This is a genomic window from Fibrobacterota bacterium (assembly GCA_019509785.1).
Lineage (GTDB): Bacteria > Fibrobacterota > Fibrobacteria > UBA11236 > UBA11236 > Chersky-265.
Window position 1 is genome coordinate 9448 of record JAEKLQ010000085.1, and the last position, 22849, is coordinate 32296.

General features: G+C 60.7%; 16 protein-coding genes. 9 read left to right on the forward strand and 7 right to left on the reverse strand.

Going from position 1 to position 22849, the window contains the following annotated elements:
- The 7 genes from JF616_21950 to ugpC all read right to left on the reverse strand — a co-directional run.
- Positions 1–1180 (reverse strand): hypothetical protein (locus JF616_21950; GenBank protein MBW8890424.1); only part of this gene is annotated, 1180 nt, incomplete at its 3' end.
- An 18-nt stretch (positions 1181–1198) separates the two neighbouring features.
- Positions 1199–3175 carry a hypothetical protein gene (locus JF616_21955; protein MBW8890425.1) on the reverse strand — a complete coding sequence of 659 codons (1977 nt, stop codon included), beginning with the start codon at positions 3173–3175 and terminating at the stop codon, positions 1199–1201.
- Positions 3176–3186: 11 nt separating this feature from the next.
- Complete coding sequence (locus JF616_21960) at positions 3187–5619, reverse strand: hypothetical protein (GenBank protein ID MBW8890426.1); 2433 nt, start codon at positions 5617–5619, stop codon at positions 3187–3189.
- Between the two features lie 101 nt (positions 5620–5720).
- A complete protein-coding gene (locus JF616_21965; protein MBW8890427.1) occupies positions 5721–7142 on the reverse strand; it encodes a carbohydrate ABC transporter permease in 1422 nt (473 codons plus the stop codon).
- A gap of 513 nt (positions 7143–7655) precedes the next feature.
- On the reverse strand, positions 7656–8579 hold the full coding sequence (locus tag JF616_21970) for a sugar ABC transporter permease (GenBank protein MBW8890428.1): 924 nt from the start codon (positions 8577–8579) through the stop codon (positions 7656–7658).
- A 5-nt stretch (positions 8580–8584) separates the two neighbouring features.
- A complete protein-coding gene (locus tag JF616_21975; protein MBW8890429.1) occupies positions 8585–10006 on the reverse strand; it encodes an extracellular solute-binding protein in 1422 nt (473 codons plus the stop codon).
- 40 nt (positions 10007–10046) lie between these two features.
- Positions 10047–11099 (reverse strand): sn-glycerol-3-phosphate ABC transporter ATP-binding protein UgpC, encoded by a 1053-nt coding sequence (ugpC, locus tag JF616_21980; protein ID MBW8890430.1) that lies wholly within the window; start codon positions 11097–11099, stop codon positions 10047–10049.
- A gap of 150 nt (positions 11100–11249) precedes the next feature.
- On the opposite strand from ugpC, the gene JF616_21985 reads away from it, so the two are divergent.
- The 9 genes from JF616_21985 (at position 11250) to JF616_22025 (ending at position 22847) form a co-directional block, all read left to right on the forward strand.
- Positions 11250–12659 (forward strand): beta-glucosidase, encoded by a 1410-nt coding sequence (locus tag JF616_21985; GenBank protein ID MBW8890431.1) that lies wholly within the window; start codon positions 11250–11252, stop codon positions 12657–12659.
- A 231-nt stretch (positions 12660–12890) separates the two neighbouring features.
- Positions 12891–14690 (forward strand): ABC transporter substrate-binding protein, encoded by a 1800-nt coding sequence (locus JF616_21990; GenBank protein ID MBW8890432.1) that lies wholly within the window; start codon positions 12891–12893, stop codon positions 14688–14690.
- A gap of 10 nt (positions 14691–14700) precedes the next feature.
- Positions 14701–15771, forward strand: coding sequence for an ABC transporter permease (locus JF616_21995; GenBank protein MBW8890433.1), 1071 nt, complete (start codon positions 14701–14703; stop codon positions 15769–15771).
- Entirely contained in the window at positions 15772–16608 is an 837-nt protein-coding gene (locus JF616_22000) for an ABC transporter permease (GenBank protein ID MBW8890434.1), read from the forward strand.
- An 8-nt stretch (positions 16609–16616) separates the two neighbouring features.
- Entirely contained in the window at positions 16617–17591 is a 975-nt protein-coding gene (locus JF616_22005; protein ID MBW8890435.1) for an ABC transporter ATP-binding protein, read from the forward strand.
- Entirely contained in the window at positions 17581–18372 is a 792-nt protein-coding gene (locus tag JF616_22010; GenBank protein MBW8890436.1) for an ABC transporter ATP-binding protein, read from the forward strand. The genes JF616_22005 and JF616_22010 overlap by 11 nt, the downstream gene beginning before the upstream one ends.
- A gap of 417 nt (positions 18373–18789) precedes the next feature.
- Positions 18790–19524: a DUF3142 domain-containing protein gene (locus JF616_22015; protein ID MBW8890437.1), complete on the forward strand. Its 735-nt coding sequence runs from the start codon at positions 18790–18792 to the stop codon at positions 19522–19524.
- Between the two features lie 9 nt (positions 19525–19533).
- Positions 19534–21609 (forward strand): hypothetical protein, encoded by a 2076-nt coding sequence (locus JF616_22020; protein MBW8890438.1) that lies wholly within the window; start codon positions 19534–19536, stop codon positions 21607–21609.
- A 53-nt stretch (positions 21610–21662) separates the two neighbouring features.
- Complete coding sequence (locus JF616_22025; protein MBW8890439.1) at positions 21663–22847, forward strand: hypothetical protein; 1185 nt, start codon at positions 21663–21665, stop codon at positions 22845–22847.
- Positions 22848–22849: the final 2 nt, after the last annotated feature.

Genomic DNA, 22849 nt, shown 5'->3' on the forward strand with positions numbered 1-22849 from the left:
GGTAGTAATGCCAGGCCGTATCCACCGGCCCGAAGTCGCTGAGGATCGCCTTCGTCTGCGTCTTCTGCCCATCGGGACGGACGTCGAGGAGGCCAAGGTAGATGCTTTTAACGCCCGGACCGCCTTTGCCCCAGAAAGCCAGGGCCCCGTGGGCTTCGCGCGGCTTCCGTATATCGATGTTTTTCCCCGCACCCAGGGCCAGGGTCACGCCGGAATACTCTTCCGGATCCATATAAGCGGCCAAAACGTTTTTCCCGGGTTGGTCGGTCGGCTGTACCTTGGCGCGGGTTCTGCCGCCGTAAACGTAAGGGAACCCGCCCGCGGCGATATCGTCCCCGAAGAAGGTGTGCAACACCTTGCCATGCTTGGCTTCGGCGACGGGCGGCATCGGCACGGTTTCCTTCTTGTCGTCCCAATCTTCCTGATGCGTTTCCACCGCCGGAGCGAACACGTCTCGCAGCACGAAGATATCGTCCACCCAGACGCGGAAGGCCTTGTTATCGCTCTTCTTGATCTCGAGGCGGAACTCCGCCACCTGGTTCCAGTCGAAGGCATTGGGGATTTCGACGCGCTTCTTGGGATCCCAGAACACGCCCTTGCGGCCGAACTTGGCGAGGGGAATGCTGACCAGCCGCCATTGGTTGGTGATGCCGCCGAAATCGTTGAGGGGGAGACGCACCACGGTTTTCTTGCCGTCGCGGTTCTCATCGTCGACCAGGGCAACCCAGGCGATTTCGCCGCCTTGATTTCCCTTGACCCAGAACTGCAAGGCGCCTTTGGAATAGTAGGGAGTGAAATCGTACAGGAGGTTGTACAAGCAGACCGAGCCGCCGGAATAATCGTCGGCGACCAGATCGAATTGGAGGGCGACTTCGCTTTCATGCCCGGATTCCTCGGGGATGAAGATCTTCGAAGCGTCGGGGTAGGTGTATTGGTAGCCGCCCGAGACGAAATCGTCATCGAAGAAGCGGGCTACGATCCGGGGATCGCCGGCTTTTACGGTGGACTCATCGGCGGCCCCCGCGGCTTTGAGGGGCTTGAAGCTCAAGGAGCAGCCCCCGACGGCCAACGCCGCTAACGCGAGGGCAAGTATCGCCATCGACTTGGACGCGCGGGTTCGAACCGTCGCGAGGGGCGCGCTATCCGGAAGGATGCGGGAGGACGGACAAGGTTGGGCCACGGCTTTGCTTCTCCCGGCTCAGAAATGGACGGTCATGAACACGTCGGTCAACAATTGCGAGAAATCGTGATCGCCGCCCGCGGCGGGCGTGGGCTCGTCGACCTTGATTTGCCCGACCGTGAAGAGCAGGTGCGCGCCGGCCGCGACCTTGTAGTCGATCCCGCCGGCGGTATGCGTCTGTACTTGCTTCGCTTCGGTGGCCGCGCGGTCGACGGTGGTGGTGATTTGCTGCCAGCCGCCGAGCACGGTGAACCGCTTCCAGAAGTTCCATTGGGCCCCGGCATTGATGAAGTCGCTGGTGACCTTGGTCAAGGCGTGCAGCGTGTCCCCGGCTATGCCGTCATTGTCGGCGGTGGAACGCATGAAGCTTCCGGCCAGCGTTAGGGGCAAGGACAGGCCCATGAGGCCGCCGGCTTCGACCTTGAGTCCGCCTCCGGCCTGGGTGAATTTGGTGACGGGCAGCGAGCGAACCGTATCCACCATGACCCCGGTCGCGTTCTCCAATGCGGCGTAGGAGCCTTGCACCTCGATATTCCCGTTCATGGCATCCGCGGTGAGATCGGATTGGATCCCCTTGCGGTTGGGCGTGGCTTGGCCGAAAGGCATGACCAACTGGACGGCGGTGTCGATGCGCGAGGCCGCGAAGGCCGCCATTTCGCCCTGGGTCATGATTGAGCTGTTCCAGGAATTCTTCTGGAAGGGCGCCCTGGCCCACAGGTTCGTCGCGACGCCCGGTACGAACTTGTAAACGTGATCGTAAAGGGCATCGAAGGTGGAATAATTGCGGGCGCGGGGATCGTTGATGCGCACTCTCGTCGTGTCGTTATCGATATTCAGGACACGTTCACCCACGAAAGTCGGGCTCTGGGCCAGCTCGTTGCGGTAGCCCGCATCATTCGATACGTAATTCACTCCGGCTTTGAGCGCGAAGGCCTTACCCGCCGACCAGTTCCCTTGCAGGCGCGCCAGGAGCGCATTCCCGACTATCTGGTTATGGGTGACCCCTGTTGCGGTCTTAGTCGCGTAGAAATCCGTGTCATCCGTTGATTTGGCGAATTCGGCCGAGAGGGATACGTCCCAATCCTTGGTGCCGAGCAGGGAAGCGAGATCGTAGCCGGCCCGGCCGCTGGCGATCGAGGTATGTTGGGCGGCGGTATCCGCGGTCGGCGCCGCGAAGCTGCCCTTCTTGTCGAAGATCAACAGATAGCTGGCGCCCAAGGAGATGCCCAATGGCGAGGCCAAATCCAAGTTGCTGGCTGCCAGGTATTTTTCCGACAAGGCCCGTTCGATGAAGTCGGTCGGCTTGTCGCCATTGCCGATGTTGGTCTCCACGTTGCGCAGACGTGAACCGAGTACATCGTAGTGGAACTCCTTGAGCAAGGCGCGATCGCTGTTATCCACCGAGGCGTCGAAGGCAAGGTCCACGCCTTGCATCAGGCGTTTGTTGTCCTGCAGGAACACCTCGTCCATGGCTTCCCGGCGATCGCCGGCGAACAAGGCGGGCTCGTATTCGACCTCGGGAGACGGGGCCCACAAAGTCAGCGGGCTGTACTTACGCAGGAAATCGCCCGCGGAATAGGTGAACATGCCTTTCACGTTCCCGTCGATGCTGAGCCAGCGGGTGTTGATGGGATTGCCGATATCGGAGAAGAAGTTCCGCCAATCCTGGTGCATGCGCATGATAAGGTGGCCCTCGGTGGCGGAGTTCGGCCGGGCCCGGATATCGAAATCCACCGAGGTGTATTCCACGCCTTCTTCGGAGCGCAGGGAGGGGATGGAACCCGGCCCTTCGATGGAGGAATGCAGGTATTGGGAACGGAAAGCCCCGCCCACGGATATCCCTTCCTTCGAGAGGATATTCTCGAGGACCTTGGCCGTGCCCGAATCCGGCGACACCGGTTCGGCGGCGCCGGCACGCGCGGCCAGAAAGGCCGTCAGGGCCAGGATGAGGGTCCCCGGGACCCTTACGGTTATTTGCTTCGGCAGGATGGGCATGGATGCTCCTATCAGAACCACATTTTGATTTCCGCCGAGTAGAAGGGCGTGGCCCAATCATTCGCGGAGAAGAATTTGTCCTCGTGTTTCATCCACTTGGCCCGGCCATGGAGGCCGACGCGCGCGGCGAAATCCCAATCGAAACCGGCGCCATAGGCCCAATCCGTGTAGGCGATCGGGACGTTGGCCACTACGCTAGCGCCCGTTTCGTCCTTAAGGGCCATATAGGCCATGTCCGAACGCCAGCTTTCGTAGCCAGCCAGCCCGAGGAAGAAAAGCTTGTCGGTTATCGCGATGGCCGGTTCCGCCCGCATGTAGAGTCCCCAGAGCATCATATCCTTGGGCGTGAACGCGACCGGCTTCAGGGTCGACGAGACGCCGTTCAGGGCCATGTAACCGCTGAGGAAAATCTCATGGGAATATCCGATCATCGGGCCGATGTCCACGGCCCCGTCCAAATCCAGGTTGAAGGAATACTTCTGGTGGACAGGGACGAATTGGGAACGGGCGGAGACCGATTGCGGAATCGACTGGGTAAGGTTGGAATCGGCTTGGGCGGCGTTCTCGTAGGGCACGAAGCTTTCGAAGATGGAGAGGTAATCGCTACGCAAAGCGCCACCGGCATAGCCTACCGGGTTGTTGTATGCGCTCTGGCTATGGAAACTCTCGTCCCCCAGGCGCTTGTTGTAATGTCCGTCGGTGATGGAGAAGTCCACCGGGTCATTTCCCCAGCGGTTATAGGAGCTCATGAAAACGCTGTTGAAGTCCTGTCCGTTCAGGCGGTAGGGGAAGTAAAGCACGTCCTGCGCTTTTTCGACCTGGAAGTGCTGGCCGTAAAGGAAGCGCAAGTGGCCGTACCCGACCTGGGGCGAAACCGAAAGGAACATGCCGGCCATGTTCTGCGTGTAGGGGGAAGCTTCGCCGCGGGCGATGAATTTTCCGGCGCCCACCAGGTTCGAGCCCACGGGATAGAAGCCGTCCACGGGAGCGGCGAAAGAGAAAGGCGAGTAGAATCCTTTGGGTATGTAGGCCAGATCCGCTTGCACGGGTACGCCATACTTCGAAAGGATTTTGGCATAGAGCGCGGGGACCGGGTTGGCATGCTTTTCCCAGCGCTTTTCGTGCGTGAGGAGGATGGTATTTCCCGAGGCATTGCGGGTCGAATCCAGGGTGAACCGGGATTTCACCGTATCGAGATAGCTCACCGCGGCATCCACATGCAGAGACAGGTTATCGTTCAATGATCCGCGCAGATCCACGGAACTGACGAAGGGATCCTTATAGAATCCGGATCCGTGGGTCACGGTATAGCGCTGTCCGGTAGGGGCGTATGTGTAGATGGTGTCGCTAACCAGGAAATTCTTCCGCCAGGCCGGGTTCTCGGTAATATCCGGCTTGTAGACGAACCCGACGACATTCAGTCCCAAGGTCATGTCATGGATAATCTTGGTATTGGAGATGCGGGCATTGTACATGTGCCGGTAGGAATCCCCGATGCCGACCTGCTTCACGTCGTTGCTCAGGTCGGCCAGGCCGAGATCGTTCGAGAAATCGATGAACTCGCGTTCGAAGTTGTCGTAACGCTCGAAGGCGGCCCACATCACCTGGGTCTCGAACCCCAAGGGCAAATCGATGCTGCGCAGGTCTATCCCGTTGAATGCCTTCTTGTTCCAGGCGGCGCGCCCGGCCTTTTCGCCCTTGGCGATGTTGTATTCGTAGTAGCGTGAGATGGGTTGTTCGATTTCGTAGGGCAGATAATCCCAGGCAAAGGTGCGCGGCTGCGATTTCCAGATGGTGAGAGGGGAGGATTCGGTCCAAAGGACGTTCCCCATGCGCACCCAGAAGGAAGCCGGGATGGTCCGGATGGCCAAGCCCGCCGCCATGTCTTCGTGGATGATGGCGGGATTATCGGATTTATCGTGGCGGTTCTGTACGGGGGTGAAACCGGTCGGGATATTGGGGTTGACCGGGACATTGCCGTTGGTATAAATGCCCGGCAAGGTATTCTGGAAGCCGATTTTGGACCAGAGCACCGCATTGCGGTTGGCATGTACCACCATGGCCAGGCGCAGCATGGATTCATTGCCTTCCCAGTTGGCCTGGGTCCAGGTTTGATCGTCGGAAAGGTAGGCGGGGTAATTGTAGAAGTCGTGCTCGGAGATCCGCAGGCGGCCTTCCCCGGAAAAGGAAACCGGGCTCGAACCGCCGAAAAGCAAGGTAGAGCGCACCTTGGATTCCAGCTCATCCATCGGCGGGAGGTTGGCTGTATCGGCCGTGGAGGCCGCGGCTCCGGAGACGGATCCAGCGGCAACCGTCGGGGCAGGGGAGGGAGCAGCGGGCCCGGCCGCGTCCGCTGCGGCGTCGGCAGGCGAGGTAAGCGCGCAAGCCAGCCATGCGGCGCAAAACATGGGCAGATGCAGGATGCCGTATCCGGTCTTTCTCATCGTTTGTCCCAAGGCTCCCGCGCGTGACAAGGGCTTCGTCCAGTCCCCAGCGCGGTTCGGAGTTAGTGGCGAAATGTATTAATCAGGTTGTCCCCCGGGCACTATTCTTTTACGGCGCCCGCGGTTAGTCCCGAAACGATATGCCGTTGCATCAGGAAAAAAAGCAGCATGACCGGGATGGTGGAGACCGTCGCCGCCGCCATCATGAGATCGTACCGATTTTGGAAATTACCCACGAAAAGGCGGATACCAACCGGTATGGTATAGGTCTTTTCGTCGGTAAGCACCCAGGCGAACATAAGTTCATCCCACGCGGAGAGGAAAACATACACGCCCGTCGCGATGATTCCCGGCAATGCGGACGGGATGATGATTCGGAAAAACGCCTGCAGGGGCCCGCAACCGTCCACGAGGGCGGCTTCTTCCAACTCCTTGGGAAGGGACGCGAAAAATCCCCGCAGGATCCAGATGGAGAAGGGAACGAAATAGGCGGCGTAGGTGAGGATCAAGCCGCCGTAAGTGCCCTTTATGATCAGACCGGTGGCGCGGCTGAAATTGATGAACATCAGGTAGAGGGGTAAGAGCAGCATGATACCGGGCACCATCTGCGTCGCCAGCACCGAATAGCCGAACAGGTTCTTGCCCGGGAAATTGAAGCGCGCCAGGGCGTAGCCGCCCATCGAAGCCAATACCATGGCCACCAGCATCACGCCGATGCAAACGATGAAACTGTTTTTCAGGTAGAGCCCGAAATCGATGTTGCGCCAGAGGTCCACGTAATTGCGCCAATGGATGTACAGGGACGGGAGCGGGGCCGCCGCTTCCGCCACGGGTTTGCCTGCGGCGTCCAGCAAGGACAAGGAGCCATTGGGCCCGCCCAATAGGGCGCCGCCTTCCGGCAAAGGCAGGATGGCGGTTATGCGATGGGCGGTGATGTCCTCCGATCGGCCATCCACCTGGGGAAAGCGGGGAAGGAATTCAATGGCCTGATCCGACTGGGTCCCCGGGTCCGGGTTGGCCGGGCCCGGCTGGCTCGCCTGGCTTGCCTTACCCTCCTGCGCCGCCGGGTAAGCATCCGGAAGTGAAGTCGCGCCATGGGAATCGCCCAGCCAGATGCGGCCAGGGCTGCGGCCGAAGGCGGTGATGATACCCGCTCCTTCCTTGCGGTCCAGCCACGTAAGCACGGAGTCGGCCGAGAGATCGTAAATGAAGGCGCGGGAATCGGCGCTCAACAGCAGTCTGCGGCTATCCAGGGGGAGAATGCGGTTCGGCACCGCGGGCAAGCGGCCGGCGCGCAGGGAAACGTCCGGGCGGCTCCCGTCGGGGGAGTGCAGGAAAATGCCTTGGTTGGTCAATACCGCCAGCTGTCCATCGACGCTGTCCGGACGCGTGAAACCGCGCAACAGACCGGCCTCTTTTCCGGGGAAGCCGGCCGCGGGTTTGAATTCGCCCGTCGCCGGATCGAATGAGGTGACGCCGGGGTAACCTTGGACCTGATAGGCCAGATATAAGACGGGACCCATATGATAAAGGCCCGATCCCGAAACTTCATTCACCCACAGGGTATTCCAGGCCGGACCGTACGCCGCCGCCATGCGCTCGATCCCGTAGGTTTTCACCAGGGAAAGCTTTTCCGCATCCACTTCTTGCAGGCCGCGATTGCTGGAAAGCGCCCAGAGGATGGCGGGCTTCCCGGCTTGGGCCGCATCCAGCCAGAAGCTGGTGGCGAAGGTCCCCAACTCCAGATGGGAAACCTGTTTCAGGTTCCCGTCGAAGCGGGTGAGGCCGCCATCGGCAGTCCCCGCCAGGTAGCCGTCCGCCATGCGGGCGAGGAAGATGACTTCGTTCTGCCTCCGCCCGGGCATAACCTTGCCGGACAGGATTTCCCCGTTGTCCTTAACGCCGCAATAGACCATCCATGCGATGGGGATCAGATGCAAGGCGACCAGGATCCAGGTGAAGACGGTCAGGAACCGGCCGGACCATCTGCGGCTGGTAAAGCGGCTGGTATTGCTCATCCCGGAACGCTCATCTGCTCATTTGCCCGTAAGCTGATCGCGGAAGATCCGGTACCAGATGAAGACGAGGGTCATCATGGCCAGCATCAGCAGGGAGGACATCGCCGCGCCGGTCCCGAAGTCCCACATCTGGAAGGAATTGCGGAACAGATCGGTCATGAGCAGATCGCCGTACTTGCCGGGGTATCCCGCGCCGTTGCCGAACATCATGATCACGATATTGAAGGAGTACACGTTGAAGATCATGCCGTGCAGGATGAGGATGGCCCAGACGGGCTTGAGCAAAGGCCAGGTGATCTTCCAGAAGGAATGCCACTTGTTCGCGCCGTCGATTTCGGCCGCTTCGTATACGTCTTTGGGGATGCTTTGCAGTCCCGCGAGCAGCATGAGCATGGAAAAGGGCCATTGCCGCCAGATCGTAGGAATGACGATCGCCCACAGGGTGTTGGGGCCGATCAGCCAGGTCGGCTTGGTCGAGAAGATATGCAGCCAATCCGTGAGGATGATGTTGACCAGCCCTACGTCCCGTTGCCACAGGAAGCCCCACAGCAATCCGACCACATAAGTTGGTACGATCCAGGGGAATAGCATCAAGGTACGGGCCGCGGAGCGGAAGCGGAATTCGCGATTCACCAACAGGGCCATGGCCATGCCGGTCCCCAAGGTCCCGATGGTGACCAGGATGGCGTATAGAACGGTATTGCGAACCGCGTCCCACAGGCCGGAACGGATGGGGCTGGCGGGGTTGAACAGGATCTGCCGGAAATTCTCCAGGCCCGCCCAGGGGGCGGAGAGGTAGGCCAGCAGCATTTCCTTGCGGCTGCGCAGGAAGCCCAGGTATAAGCCCTGCAGGATGGGCAACGCCTGCAGAAGCAGCATGCCCAACGCGGTAGGGAGGAGGAAAAGGTACGGGACCTTGTTCCGCCTGAAGGCCTGGGCCAATTTCTTCACTGGGCCGCCGCCGCCATGGATTTCTCGAGCACTGCCCGCTGTTCGGGATGAGTCTTGAACTGGGTTTCGATCTGGTTGTCGATATCCTTCACGGCGGCGTCGACTTCGGCCCGCACGGCGGCCTCGGAGTAGGGGCCGTTCACTTCGGCGGCGATGTCGAAGAGGTTGCCCATGCGCTTCATCAGGATGGAGGTCTCGATTTCGCCCCAGTAGGGCACGGCCGCATAGCACCGGCCGTATTGCACCATGTCCTTGAACACGGCGCGCTTGGCGTCGGCGGTGAAGTAGGGGCTGTTGAAGGCGGCCTTCAAGGCGGGTAGGAAGCCGGACATTTCGGAATAGTTCACTTGGGCGGCGCTATCGGCGGTCATGTAGCGGATCAGCATCTTGGCCAGATCGGGGCGCTTGCTGGACTTGAACACGGCGAGGTAGGAACCGCCCATGAACAGGGAACGCTTGGCCGGGCCGGCGGGGGGAAGCAGTACCCCGTAATTGCCGGCCACGTGGCTGCCGGCCGAGCCGCCCTGCTCCGGGGGCCTTTCCAGGAAGGTGTTCTTGATGGTGGATTCGAACATGCTGGCGATGCGGCCGGCGTCGAAGTCCGCCGAGACCTGGGCGGTGTTCTTCTCCATGTTGCCCTTGGGATTCAGGCCCTTATGCACCATGTCCAGATAGAAGAGAATACCCTTCATCGATTCCGGGCTGTTCAAGGTGCACTTGTCGCCCATCGGGTTGAGGAAATCGCCGCCGGCGCTCCAGATCCAAGGGGCGAAATTATGCACCACGTTCCAGTCGTTCTTGCCCGGGAAACCGATGGGTTCGATGGGTTGCCCATCGTTCTTGAGCCCTAAGGCTTTGATCTTTTCCAAGCCGGCCAGGTAGCCGTCCCAGGTATCCACGGTCTTGGGATCCACCTTGGCCTTCGCGAAGACATCGGTACGGTAGAACATGGGACGCACGTCGAGGAACCAGGGTAGGGAGGTGACGTGGGCCGATGCCCGGGGTTTCACCTGGGCCCAGGTGCTGGGCAGGAATGTGTCCTTAACGTGGAGCTCGGCATCCATGTCGTCGAGAGGGAGCAGCGCGCCTAAATCGGTTATGAAAGGGGTCCAGGTGGCGCCCAATTGCACCACGTCGGGGCCGTCGCCCGAAATGGCGGCCGTGGTCAGCTTGGTCCAGGCGCTGCCCCAATCCAACACCGAAATCTTCACGTTCACGTCCGGATGGGCCGCCTTGAAAGGCTCCAGCAACGTAATGATATCCGCTTCAGGTTTGGGCGAGTTGGGCATCACCCAAACCAGCAGATCGCCGCCGCCCTTGGGCGCCTTCTCTACCTTCTCCGCCTGCTTCGCTTCCTTATTGCAGCCTGCGAGCAGTGCCGCCAGCGCCGCCGCCGCCATGGTGGTCCGGTATGTCATCAGGGTTCCCTCTCTGCGATATCGATTCGGAATAAGTCCGTCAGGGGTCGAAGAAATGCAAATGCGCCGATTCGGGGATCAGGGTCACCCTATCCCCGCGGCCGATGCGCGTTTCCGGATCGATCCGCGCCACCGCGCGATGCTCGCCGGACCGGCAGTACACCAAGGTTTCCGCCCCCAGGGGCTCGACCACTTCCACTTCGGCCGGCAGCCCTTTGTCCGAGCCGCCGGCCACCAGGCGCAAATGCTCGGGCCGCACGCCCAGAACCGACCTGACCGGAGGCTTCACCTTGAAATCGCCAAGGGTCACGCCGGTCGCGCCGGCGCCGGGAACGGTCAATGAATCTCCATCCCACGCGCAAGGCAGGAAATTCATGGGCGGCATGCCGATGAAGCCGGCCACGAACTTGTTCACCGGCGATCGATACAGATCCATGGGCGGGCCGTATTGCTGGATCACCCCATCCTTCATGCAGACGATGCGATGGCCCATGGTCATGGCCTCGGTCTGATCGTGGGTCACGTAGATCATGGTGGTCTGCAGTCGCGCCGAGAGGCGCGAAATCTCCACCCGCATCTGCACCCGCATCTTGGCATCGAGGTTGGAAAGCGGTTCGTCGAAGAGGAACACCTTCGGCTTACGGACGATGGCGCGGCCCAGGGCCACGCGTTGGCGTTGCCCGCCTGATAGGGCCTTGGGCTTACGGGAAAGGTACGGCGTTATGCCCAGCATCTCGGCCGCCTCGGCCACGCGGGCCTTGATTTCCGCTGACGGGAGCCTGCGCAGCTTCAGGCCGAAAGCCAGGTTCTGCTCCACGGTCATGTGGGGATAGAGCGCGTAGTTCTGGAACACCATGGCGATGTCCCGGTCCTTGGGGGCCACATCATTGCAGCGCTTCCCATCGATGAAGAGTTCGCCCGAGGAGATCTCTTCCAGGCCGGCGACCATGCGCAACAAGGTGGATTTGCCGCATCCCGACGGGCCGACCAGGACCAGGAATTCCTTGTCCCGGACGTCGAAGGACAAGTCCTTCACGGCGGTTACCCCGCCTTCATAGACCTTGCTGATGTTCTTAAGTACGACTTCGGCCACGCTGCATTTTGTGGAAATCGGCCGAATCCGGTTCGAAAAACAGGATCGGCCGGAAAGTTTTCCCGAAATGTAGCCTATATTTCGGTCCTTTCGAACTGGCGGTTCTTTCGAACCGGGCGGTCCATTCGGACCTGGGAAAGGTACGCGCATATGTTGGGCAGGTCGGATAAGGGTTTTCCGGACGGCTTCATCTGGGGAGCGGCGACGGCTTCCTTCCAGGTGGAGGGTGCGTCCCGGGAAGATGGCCGGGGCGAGAGCATTTGGGATCGCTTCTGCGGCACGCCCGGCAAGGTGGCCGGTGGGCATAACGGCGATACGGCTTGCGATCATTATCACCGTTGGAAAGACGATATCCGCCTGATGAAGGACATGGGGATCCAGGCCTACCGGTTTTCCACCGCCTGGCCGCGGGTCATCCCCACGGGGGACGGGCCGATCAACAAGGCGGGACTCGACTTCTATGATCGCCTGGTGGACGGGCTGTTGGAAGCGGAGATCACCCCCTTCGCGACGTTGTTCCATTGGGATCTACCTCAGGCCTTGCAAGACAAAGGCGGCTGGCCTAAACGCGAGGCCGTCTTGCCCGGCTTCACTCTCTATGCCGAAGCCGTCGTCCGGCGCCTGGGCGATCGCGTGAAGAATTGGATGACCCACAACGAGATGCCTTGCTTCATCGGGAAATCCTATGACGAGGGAAAGCACGCGCCTGGATTGCATGTCTCGCGCAAGGAGCTGAATAACGCCTACCATAACGCCTTCTTGACCCATGGAATCGGGGTGCGGGCCGTGCGGCAATTCGCCCAAAAGGGCGCGGAAGTGGGCCTGGTCAACAACCCTGTCGTGAGGATACCGTTCATCGAGACCCCCGAGTACATCGAGGCGGTCCGGAAGGCCTTCGTGCGCGCGAACGCGCAGATCAACGAACCCATCTTCAAAGGCGCCTATGCCGACTGGTGGCTGGAAGAGCAAGGCGCCGATCGGCCGGATGTTCTTCCGGGCGATCTCGAGCTAATCTCCTCGCCGACCGATTTCCTCGGCCACAACGTTTATTTCGGCGCGTTCACCGAACCCTCCGACGATCCCAAGGGCTTCAACGTCCTGCCTTTCCCCTCCGGCTTTCCGAAGCTGGATCTGGATTGGCTCAAGCCGGTCCCGCAGTCCATCTATTGGTGCACGCGTTTCCATAACGAATGCTATGGGATAAAGAAATCCTACGTGACCGAGAACGGCTGCGCCTGCCAAGACATGGTGACGCCGGAAGGCCGCGTGATCGATCTCGATCGCGTCCAGTGGATCCGCTACCACGTCCTGGAGTCCCAGCGGGCCGCGCGCGAGGGCCTGGGGCTGGCCGGCTTTTTCCAATGGAGCCTGTTGGACAACTTCGAATGGTCGGAGGGTTATTTCAAGCGCTTCGGGATCGTGTACGTGGACTACGAGACCCAGAAGCGGATCCCGAAGGAGAGCGCGCGGTACTACAGCGAAATTATCCGATCGAATTCGCTCTCAGGTAGCGGCGGCGTTCCGCGATTGATGACCTTAAGCGGATCCAACCTTCGCTAGCGGATTTAGGGAAAGGCCCGGGAGCCAATGCGAATCGGGTCGTAGTCCGATTCATGGAAAAGGTTCACTACCGCTTAACGGAAAATCGCGGCTGCCATTTTGGGCCTCCGCTCTCTATTCATTTTTTAAATCCCCCGATTACTATATTTGGCCGTTTGTCAACGGCGAAAATCAAGCTTTGTTTCCCTGGGCAAGTAAGACTTCCCGAAGAGAGAGGAATCGATGATGGGCATGAAAAGACTCGGCATCCCCCTGGCGATCGTGGGGCTACTCCTTATCGCGGGTTGCAACAAAGAAAGCAAGCCGGCCGGCCAGGAAGAAACCAAGGCGGGCGGTTTCCCCCGCAGCAAGACCCTTTACATGGGCGGCTCCCAATGGGGCGATCCCAACTCCTTCAACCCCTTGACGGATTGGCCCGCCTGGCCCGTGAACGATAAGTTCAACATCATGTTCGAAACCTTGCTCGCCTACAATACCTTGAGCGGAAAATTCGAGCCTTTGTTGGGCACGCTCGAATCGCAATCGGCCGACAGCGTGGTCGTGACGTTGAATCCCGCCGCCAAATGGAGCGATGGACAGCCCGTCACCTCCGCCGACGTGAAGTTCGTCTATGAATTGGGCAAACGCTACAAGGGCGCAGCCACGGCTTATGCCATCGATTTCGTTTCCGATATCAAGGTGAGCGCGAACCCCGACAAGTCCGAACGCCTGACCTTCATGGTCAACAAAAAGGGCCGTAACAATCCCCTGGTCGTTCTCGATTTCCTGCAAGCCATCCGCATCCTGCCCGCCCACGTATTCGAACCCAAGCTGGCCCAACTCAAGGATCTCGCCGAGGTCCAGAAACTGAAATGCGATTCCAATCCCGTCGTGTCGGGGCCGTATAACCTGGAAGCCTATTCCAACGAGAAGATCATCCTCAAGCGCCGCGAGGATTATTGGGGAAATGCCGCTTTGCATGGCGGAAAGGCTCCGGCCCCCCAGTTCATCATCCATCCCATCTATAAGAGCAATGACGCCTTCGCCATCGCCCTGGCCCAGAACGAACTGGACGCCACCCAGACCTATATCCCGCGCATCTGGATGAAGAAGAACGCCGGCGTGCTGACCTGGTACGATAAGGAACCCTACTTCGTGCCCGGCGCTATTCCCACCCTGCTCATCAACTCCACGCGCTATCCGCTTTCGGACAAGGCCTTCCGGCGCGCCATGGCCTTCGCCATCGACTACAAGAGCATCAAGGATCTGGCCGTCTCCGGTTACAGCCCGAACCTGAAGCCCGGCGCCATCATGCCCTTCGGCATCGAAGGCGGCTACTACAATGACGAAGACGCCCAGAAATACGGCGCGGCCTTCAACGCGGAAACCGCCAAGAAGATTTTGGCTGAAGCCGGCTACAAGTCCGTTTTTAAACCCGACGGCAGCTTGGATAAGATGCTCGACGCCAAGGGCAAGCAAGTGCCCACCTTGTTCGTGAAGAGCCCGGCCGGGTGGTCGGATTGGGAAGCCATCGTAACCTTGGCGGTCAAAGGCATGCGCGCGGCCGGTATCGACGTGCGCGAAGGCTTCGTGGACGCGGGGCTATACTGGCAGAGCCAGCCGGTGGGCGATTTCGATCTGGAAATGATCAAGCCCGCCGCCAGCGTTACGCCGTCGCAGCCCTGGTCCCGTCTGGCAGCCTTGATGTCGTCGCGCACCTGGGCGCCTCCCGGCGAAAAGATGAACGAGAACCAGGGGCGTTTCAACAACCCCAAGGGCAAGGGCTACATCAAGGCCGTCGACAGCCTGCTGTCGGTAATCCCCACCTTGACCGACAAGGCCGCGCTCACCCAGGCCTACCGGAACCTGAACGTCATTTTCATGCAAGAGCAGCCGGCCCTGCCGCTGTGCTATCTCCCGGAGCAGTTCTACCAGGTCAACAACAAGACCTGGACCAATTGGGCCACGGACGCCAATCCCTATGCTCCGCCGAATCTGCCTTGGGCGGGCGCCGCGACCAAGATGCTGTGGGAATTGAAGCCGGCCAAGTAAGGATTCCGTCATGTTGAAACAGTATCCCACCCTCCGTTACATCCTCCACCGGGGGGGCTGGTATTTCCTGACCTTCCTGGTGGCCGTAACGATCAACTTCTTCCTCCCGCGCCTCGGGACCAGCAATCCCGTGGACATCATCATGGGGAAAGCCGGTTCCGGCTTGGATACTGAAGCCGCGCGCGAAAAGGAAGAATCCTATCTCAAGGAATTCGGCCTGGTACAAGTGGATGCGACCGGTACCATCCTGCGCGGGGCGGACGGCAAACCGCTCAAGTCGTCGAACGTTTCCCAGTTCTTCAATTACGTGAAGATGTGCTTCCAAGGGGATTTCGGAACCTCGTTCCAGAAATACCCGAAGAAGGTGACGACCATTATCGCCGAGGCGGTGCCGTGGACCTTGGCATTGCAGCTCCCCACCATTCTGTTCGGCTGGTTGGTGGGCAATATCCTGGGCGCGCTGGCGGCCTACCGGCGCGGGGTATTCGACCGGGTCTTCTTTCCCCTAGCCCTGCTCTTAAGCGCCGTGCCCTTCTTCGCCTTCGGCATGTTGCTGGTGTACGTATGCGCCATCCGGAACGGCTGGCTGCCCGCCATGGGCGGTTACGCCGGTGATATGGTGCCGGGCTTCAACCTGGACTTCATCAAATCGGCGGGGTCCCATTACATCCTTCCCTTCTTTTCCATCTTCCTGATCCTGGCCGGCGGCCAAGCTATCGGCATGCGGTCGATGGGCATTTACGAGCTCGGCACCGACTACATCAAGTACGCCAAATGGCTCGGCATCAAGGAAAACAAGATTCTGCTTTACCTGTTCCGTAACGCCATGCTGCCCCAGCTCACGGGGCTGGCCCTTTCCCTGGGCGGCATGATCGGCGGCGCGCTCATTACGGAAATGATCTTTTCCTATCCGGGCTTGGGCATGGCCATCCTTAGCGCCATCCAGGGGCAGGACTATCCCATGATTCAGGGTTGTACCTTGCTTGTCACCATCAGCGTGCTGATCGCCAACTTCACCGTGGACATCCTCATCGGCTTCCTGGACCCGCGCGTCAAAGCCGGACAGATGGGGGGCAATTGAATGCTTAAGCTGCTCAAGAACCTGCTGAAGTCGCCATCCTTCATCATAGGCATGGGACTCTTTCTCCTCACCATCGGCGGCGCGCTACTGCTGCCGTTCTTCTACCACGTGAACTTGGGTTTGCAATCGAGCTCCTATGCCAGCCCCAGCGGCAAATTCCTTTTGGGATGCGACCATTTGGGACGGGACATGGTCTCTATGCTGATCGAAGGCCTGCGATCCTCGCTCTACGTGGGCTTGCTGACGGGCGTCATCGCCACCACCTTGGGGACCGCGCTGGGCATTTACGGAGGCTTCAAGGGCGGCTGGATGGACGACGTGGTCAATCTCGTCACCAACCTCTTCCTGGTGATTCCCTCCTTCGTGGTCCTGATCCTGATCAGCTCCAGCCTGTCCAAAGGCCGCTCCCTCACCTTGATCGGCCTTATCATCGGCCTGACCACCTGGACCTGGAGCGCCCGCGCCGTGCGCGCGCAGGCGGCCTCCTTGAAGTCGCGCGACCATATCGCCCTGGCCCGCATCAACGGGTCCGGAACCCTCCGCATCCTCGCCGTGCATATCCTTCCCTACCTGGCCTCCTACGTCTTCATGGTTTTCATCCTGCAAGTGGCATCGGGAATCCTGTCGGAAGCCGCCATCAGCATGATCGGCCTGGGCCCGTTGGATACGGTCTCGCTGGGCACCATCCTCAACGATGCCAAGAACCAAGGCGGTTTCGGGGACGGCATGTGGTGGGCGTTCATGCCCGCGACCGTCATCATCACCGTCCTGGTGTTCGCGTTGTACATTATCAACACGTCGATGGAAGGGGTGTTCAACCCCCGGCTGCGGAAGTAGGAGTTATCATGCCGACCTTCGAAGTTGATCATTTAAGCCTGCATTACCTGACCCGTTTCGGGGACAAGATCCAGGCCGTGTCGGACGTTTCCTTCACCATGGAACAGGGCGAAATCTTAGGGATAGCCGGCGAATCCGGCTGCGGCAAATCCACCCTCGTGAACGGCCTGATGGGCCTGTTCATCCCGCCGCTCTATCCCACGTCCGGCGACGTACGCGTAGGGGGCGAGTCGCTCATGAATCGCACGCCCGTGGAAATCCGAAAGAACGTGCTGAGCCAAAAGGTCTCCATGATCCCCCAGGGGGCCTTCAACGCCCTTAATCCCACCCGCAAGATCAAGGACATCGCCGCGGACGTGATCGCCAGCCATAGCGGCGGCCATACCAGCAAAAAGGATATCGAAGCCCGCCTGCGCCAACGCTTCGATTTGTTCGGCATGGATACGGAACGCGTCTTGAACGCTTTCCCCATCCAACTCACGGCCGGCGAACGCCAGCGTTCGGTGATCGGCATTTCCACCTTGCTCAATCCCCAGATGGTCATCGCCGACGAGCCCACCTCGGCGCTCGACGTGACCACCCAGAAGGTCGTGATCCGCATGATCTTCGACTTGTTGGACAAGGGCATTTTCAACACCATGATTTTCATCACCCATGAGCTGCCCCTGCTCCGCCACGTGGCGAACAATATCGCCATCATGTATGCGGGCGAGTTCGTGGAAAAGGGGACCAACGAGCAAATCGTGTTTGATCCCCGCCATCCTTATACCAAGGCGCTCATGGGGTCCATGCTCAGCGCCGAACCCGGCCAGAAAAGCCGCAAGCCCGTCTCCATCGAAGGCGCGCCACCCAGCCTGGCCAAGGTCCCCCCCGGCTGCCGTTTCGCCGCGCGCTGCCCCGTGGCGCGGCCCGACTGCAAAACCGAAAAGCAGGAACTGCGCATGGTGGCCGGCCGCCTCGTAAGGTGCAAGTATGCCGAATAATCCGACCGCCCCCGTTTTTTACGCCAGGAATGTGACCAAGACTTTTGGTCATGGGAAGACCCTGGTCAAGGCCGTCGACGACGTTTCCTTTTCCATCGCGGACGGGGAAATCGTCTCCATCGTGGGCGGCTCGGGCTGCGGCAAAAGCGTGTTGGCCAAGGTAATGCTCGGCCTATACAAGCAGAACCAAGGCGAATTCACCTACCGCGGCAAGGCCATCACGGATACCCGCAGCCATTGGAACGAAGTCCAATCGGTGTTCCAGGATCCCTTCAGCTGCTTCAACCAGTTCTTCAGCATCCGCTCCCAGCTCAAGGACTCGCTGAACATCCTGAAGATCAAGCCCTCCAAAGCCGAAGCGGATGCGCGCGTGGACGCGGGGCTATTGGCGGTGAACATCACTCCCAAGGATATCGAAGGCAAATACCCGTTCGAACTTTCCGGGGGCCAGATGCAGCGTATGCTGCTGGCGCGCATCTTCGCCCTGCGGCCCAAGGTCCTGATCGCGGATGAGCCCACTTCCATGGTGGACGCCTGCGTGCGCGCGAACATCCTGGACTACCTGATGAAGCTGAAGGTGGAGCTGGGCATGACCATCATCTTCGTGACGCACGATATCGGCCTGGCCTATTACGTGAGCGATCGGCTTTTCATCATGCACGAAGGGAAGATCGTGGAATCGGGAACGCCGGATGAGGTGACCCAGCATCCGAAGAGCCCGCATACCGTGCACCTGCTCGAGGATATTCCCGAGATCCATAAGGAATGGCTTAAGCGTTAATCGGGGCGAGATGACGAAAAAGGGGAGGGGAAAGCCTTCCCCTCGCTCCGGCCTCCTCTGGCGCTCGCGCCTTGCGCGCGCCCCCTGCGGTGGCCTCCGCGACCCCATCTGCGGGGGCTCCACCCCCGCAACGCCCCCATCCTTCCAACTTCTCCAGGATCCGGAAACATCCGGGATAGCGGCCACAAGCTATCGTAACGGAGATCATAAGCAACATCGGCGGCAGCGCTCCGAGAGTGGCGACAGCCGCATCCGGTTCCGTGGTCCGCCCGCTCGCACGGCCTCAGCGACGGAATCCATTTATAGAGGCGCCCTTGACGGCTTCCCGGTCCCGCACCTAGGTTTTGCTCGCGCCCACACCTTACAGCGACCGTCTTCGCCTGCCTGGTCGGGGCCGCGGCCTTCGCGCGCGTCGGCATGGAACCGGATCCCCCTCGCGTCACGACCGCACCCGCGCCCGGAGGGACCGGGCCTGAAGCGGTAGCCCATTGGATTTGGGGCGGCCGCGCGCTTAGCCCCGAGGCCGCCAAAGGCCGCGTCTATCTCTTCCAGGGCTTGATCAAAATGCAGGACGGTAAAAACCCGGACAGCGGGAAGCGGAACAACGATAACCAGGAGGACCGCTTCCTGTTCGTGAAGCAAGGCCTGTTTCCTTTCCCCGCCGGCGCCAGGGATTTGTTCTTGGTATTCCGCGCCCAGGCTCTCGACACCGCCGGCGATCTCGCCGCCCTGCTGGCCGGTTCCCGATCCGCCTGGCGCGGCCATGGCAATTCGGTCTCCGGCTTTCAACTCGACTACGATTGCCCCACGGGGAAACTCCGGGGTTACGCCCGGTTCCTCGCCGGTCTCAAGCGCGGCCTCGGTCCCGGGACCGCCCTGAGCGTCACGGGACTCACCGACTGGGCCCGCAACGGGTCGCCGGAGGATCTGCGCCTGCTCGCCGCCTCGGTCGACGAGGTGGTGTTCCAACTCTATGAGGGCCGCGAGCGGGTCTCCGAGTTACGGCCCGCCCTGACGCGCTTGGAGAGCCTGGGGCTTCCCTACAAAGCAGGGCTTCTCAGCACGGATACGTCCGGCATCGCCATCCTGTCCCGCTCCGCCGACTTCCCTCATTGCCGCGGTATGGTCCTCTTCCCCGTGCCCGGCGCCTAGGAAACCTTTATGCGAACCCGCTTTGCATTGCCGGCTGCAATAAAGCTTGCGCTGTCGATTGCGTTGCTCCTGTGCCCCTCTCCCTCGCGCGCCTGCAGCGAGGGCTTCGGGTCCGAACCGATTTCGCGGCACCTCGTCGATTTCGGCGGCGGGAACCGGCAATATGATCGGATCCTGAAGCATTTCCATCCGAACACCGCCCAGCCCTGGAACGCCTTTGGGCCCAAGGAAGGGCCTTATTCCAAATGGTCGAAGCCGCAGCTGGATTCGCTGCTCAAGCTCCGGGGTCTCGACACCTTGCCGTCGGGTACTTTCAGTTCCAGGCGCTTCGGCGATATGTATGTCGCCGGATGCAGTAACACCAACGAGACCCTGGCTGAGTTCGCCGTGAACGTGGATGCCGATCCGTTGGCGCGCCGCGGCCTCAGGGATCTGATACTGATGCGGATCCGGATGCTCAATACGTGGCGATGCGAAGACGGCGATTCCGTTAGGGTGGGGCTGGCGGCGTTCCAGGAATTTTCCGCACGCAAGGATATGGGGGGATACCCCGGCTACCTGTACGCGGCCGCCCTCTTCTACGCGAAAGCCCATCAGGATGCGGCGCACTTCGCCGAGGGGCTCTACCATAGCCCGTCGCCCTGGGTGGCCGAAGCGGCGCGCATCCTCGCGGCTCGCGCCTATATGGCCGCGGCGCAAACCCGCTGGGACGGTTGGTCCAATCCGGCCGGTGCGGTGGATACGACCTTGCTTTCGCGCTCTGCCGCCGAATACGCCGCCTACCTGGAAGCCTACCCTCAGGGCCGCTACCGTCGATCCGCCCAAGGCATGAACCGCCGCTTCCTCTACCTGAAAGGGGACCGGAAAGCCCTGACCGCGGCTCTGCTCAAGGAAATCGAAGACGCCCGCCTGGCCTGGGCCGGCGATTCGTCTACGAGCGCCCGTCTCACCCTGGCTTTGCTTGATTTCCAAAAGCGGTACCGCGATACGACCACGTGCCCCTACGCCTGCCCGTTACCGATGGCCAAATGCGTGACCCCTGATCTCACCGATTCCATGGCCGCGGTGCGGCTGGCAGGATTGGAATCGGCCAAGGACGCGTACCGGCAGTATCCCGGCCTCTTCGACTATTACCGCACCGCGCTCCAGTCCCGTCTCAACGATCGCAAGGCCTTTCTCAAGGAGTATGGCGGCATCCAACCCGGCAGCGGACTCTTCCAACGCGCGCGGACCGCCCTGGTCGCGGACGCCTTCGAGAAAGACGGCCAATGGGCCAAGGCGCGCGCCCTCTGGGAAGGCTTGAGCCGGGCCAATCCCGATAGCGGAGCCTATTTCCAAAGCCGCCTGGCTATGAACTACCGCTGGCGCCAGGACATGCCGGGATTGCTGGACTCCGCCTCCGCCGTGCGCGACACCATGGTGCTCGGAGCCGCCATCCACGCCTACGCGTCCGATAGCTGCCTCCAGGCCTGGCTCGCCCTTCCGCACCTCAAAGGTTTCGCGCGCCGGGCCCTCGTCCGCCGCCTGCTTAGCCGCTGCCTCAAGGAAAAACGCTACGGCGATTTCAACGCCCTGTTCGCCTCGTTCGCCCAGGCCGATAGGGAATATTTCCAGTCCGTGGAACCAGCCGTGCAGCTATTGGCCAAGGACTCCTTGAGCCCTAAGGGCCTTAACGATCTGGGGTGGTTCATCATCGACAAGGCCGGCAGGGAACCGATTCGCTGGAATACCGGTCGTCCCGGCCCTTACTTGATGGGCGATACCGATACCTATGTCGAATACGAAATCCCGGACCCGCCCGACCGTAAACCGCCTTGCTGCGGCGAAGCCCCCGGGCCCACTCCGGACAGCATGGGCCGGGCCCATGATCTCTTCTTGCTGGCGACGCGGCAATTCGGCCCCAAAGACAAAAGCGAGGAGGAGCCCCGCGCGATCTATTACCTCCTGCAATGCTATACGCGCGACGTCCGGTTCCGATCCAGCCGCGGGCAAGCCACGCTGGAACAACGCTGGGTTTGGTATCGGAAGCTGAACCGTAAATACCCGAAGTCCCCTTGGACAGCCAAGATGGGGGCTTTACAGTGATGGGCTGTGTCCAAAAATGGACATGGCGTTTCCCGCAGAAGACGCTTCTCCTCGTGGCTGCGACATGGCTCGCAGCCGTCCTTCCAGCCTCGGCCGAACCCAATGGATTCCCGGACGCGGCCCCGAAAACCTTAGGCTTCGAATTCGCCCGCCTACAGGATCCCGATAATAACGCCCGGGTCTGGTGGTCTTTCAATCAGGCTTTCGGGCTGGCATCGCGGACCCTAGGAGAGTCGGGAGCCGACGGTAACTGGGGCGGGCGCCTGGGGGAATTCCTGGGCTTGGCCTACCTCAATCTTGCCATCGGGCATTACTCCCATGAGTTGGGGCACAACGTGCATCTGCGCGGTTGGACGATGGACGCTTCGCAGTGGGGCGCGCCTTGGCCCTGGCCGGCGTTCAATCACGGGAATCGATGCGAGACGGGCTACTGCGATGATCCCACAGATTGGATCCAGGAATCCGAAACGGGCCTCAACCAGGAAGAGTTCGACGCCTACTACGCCTATTCGCATTCCTTGTCCGGGATGAGCTTCGACGAAAGCATGGCCTTCTCTTTCCGGAAATTCTCCATCATTACCTACGACGTTTACACGGGTCGCGTCTTCGGCCGCCGGGATCCGAACGGCGATACCTACGACTACGAGAACATGCTGAGGAGCTATGAGCATGTCCGCATGTCCAGTGGAGCGTTTATCCTGCAGGCCGCCGTTTCCGATCTTCTGACCGCGCGCTTGTGGGAGGCATGGATCGGGAATTGGAACTACCTGCATGATGGGATAAGGGAAACGCCCAATCTCGCCTGGCATGTCGGGGACTGGACGGTGCTGCCTCCCTTGGTGACCGAGTACCTGACGCCGCGGGGAGGCTTCTACGATATCGCAGTCTTCTCGCGCCCGCCAGGCGCCGGGGTGTGTGAGACGCGCCTGGGTTGGGACGCGGATTTTCTGGGAACGGGCAAGGTGAATCGCGCGCGCGTAGGCGGGGCATACTCCAGGGAATTTCCTCTCGGCAAATCCGTGCAGGCCGCGGTTATGCCCTCCGCCTACACCACCTTACGCCGCGGCGGCCTGGTCCCGATCGGCTGGGTCGCCGGCCTCGAGGCGCGATCACGATTCTTCGATCGGTACGGGCTAATCTGCCGGTTGGAAGACGGACATGGGGACATCGTGGAGCATGTGGCGAAGTGGAAGGCGGGCGGGTTCCGGACTTCCTTAGGCGCGGAACTTAGGCTCTAAGC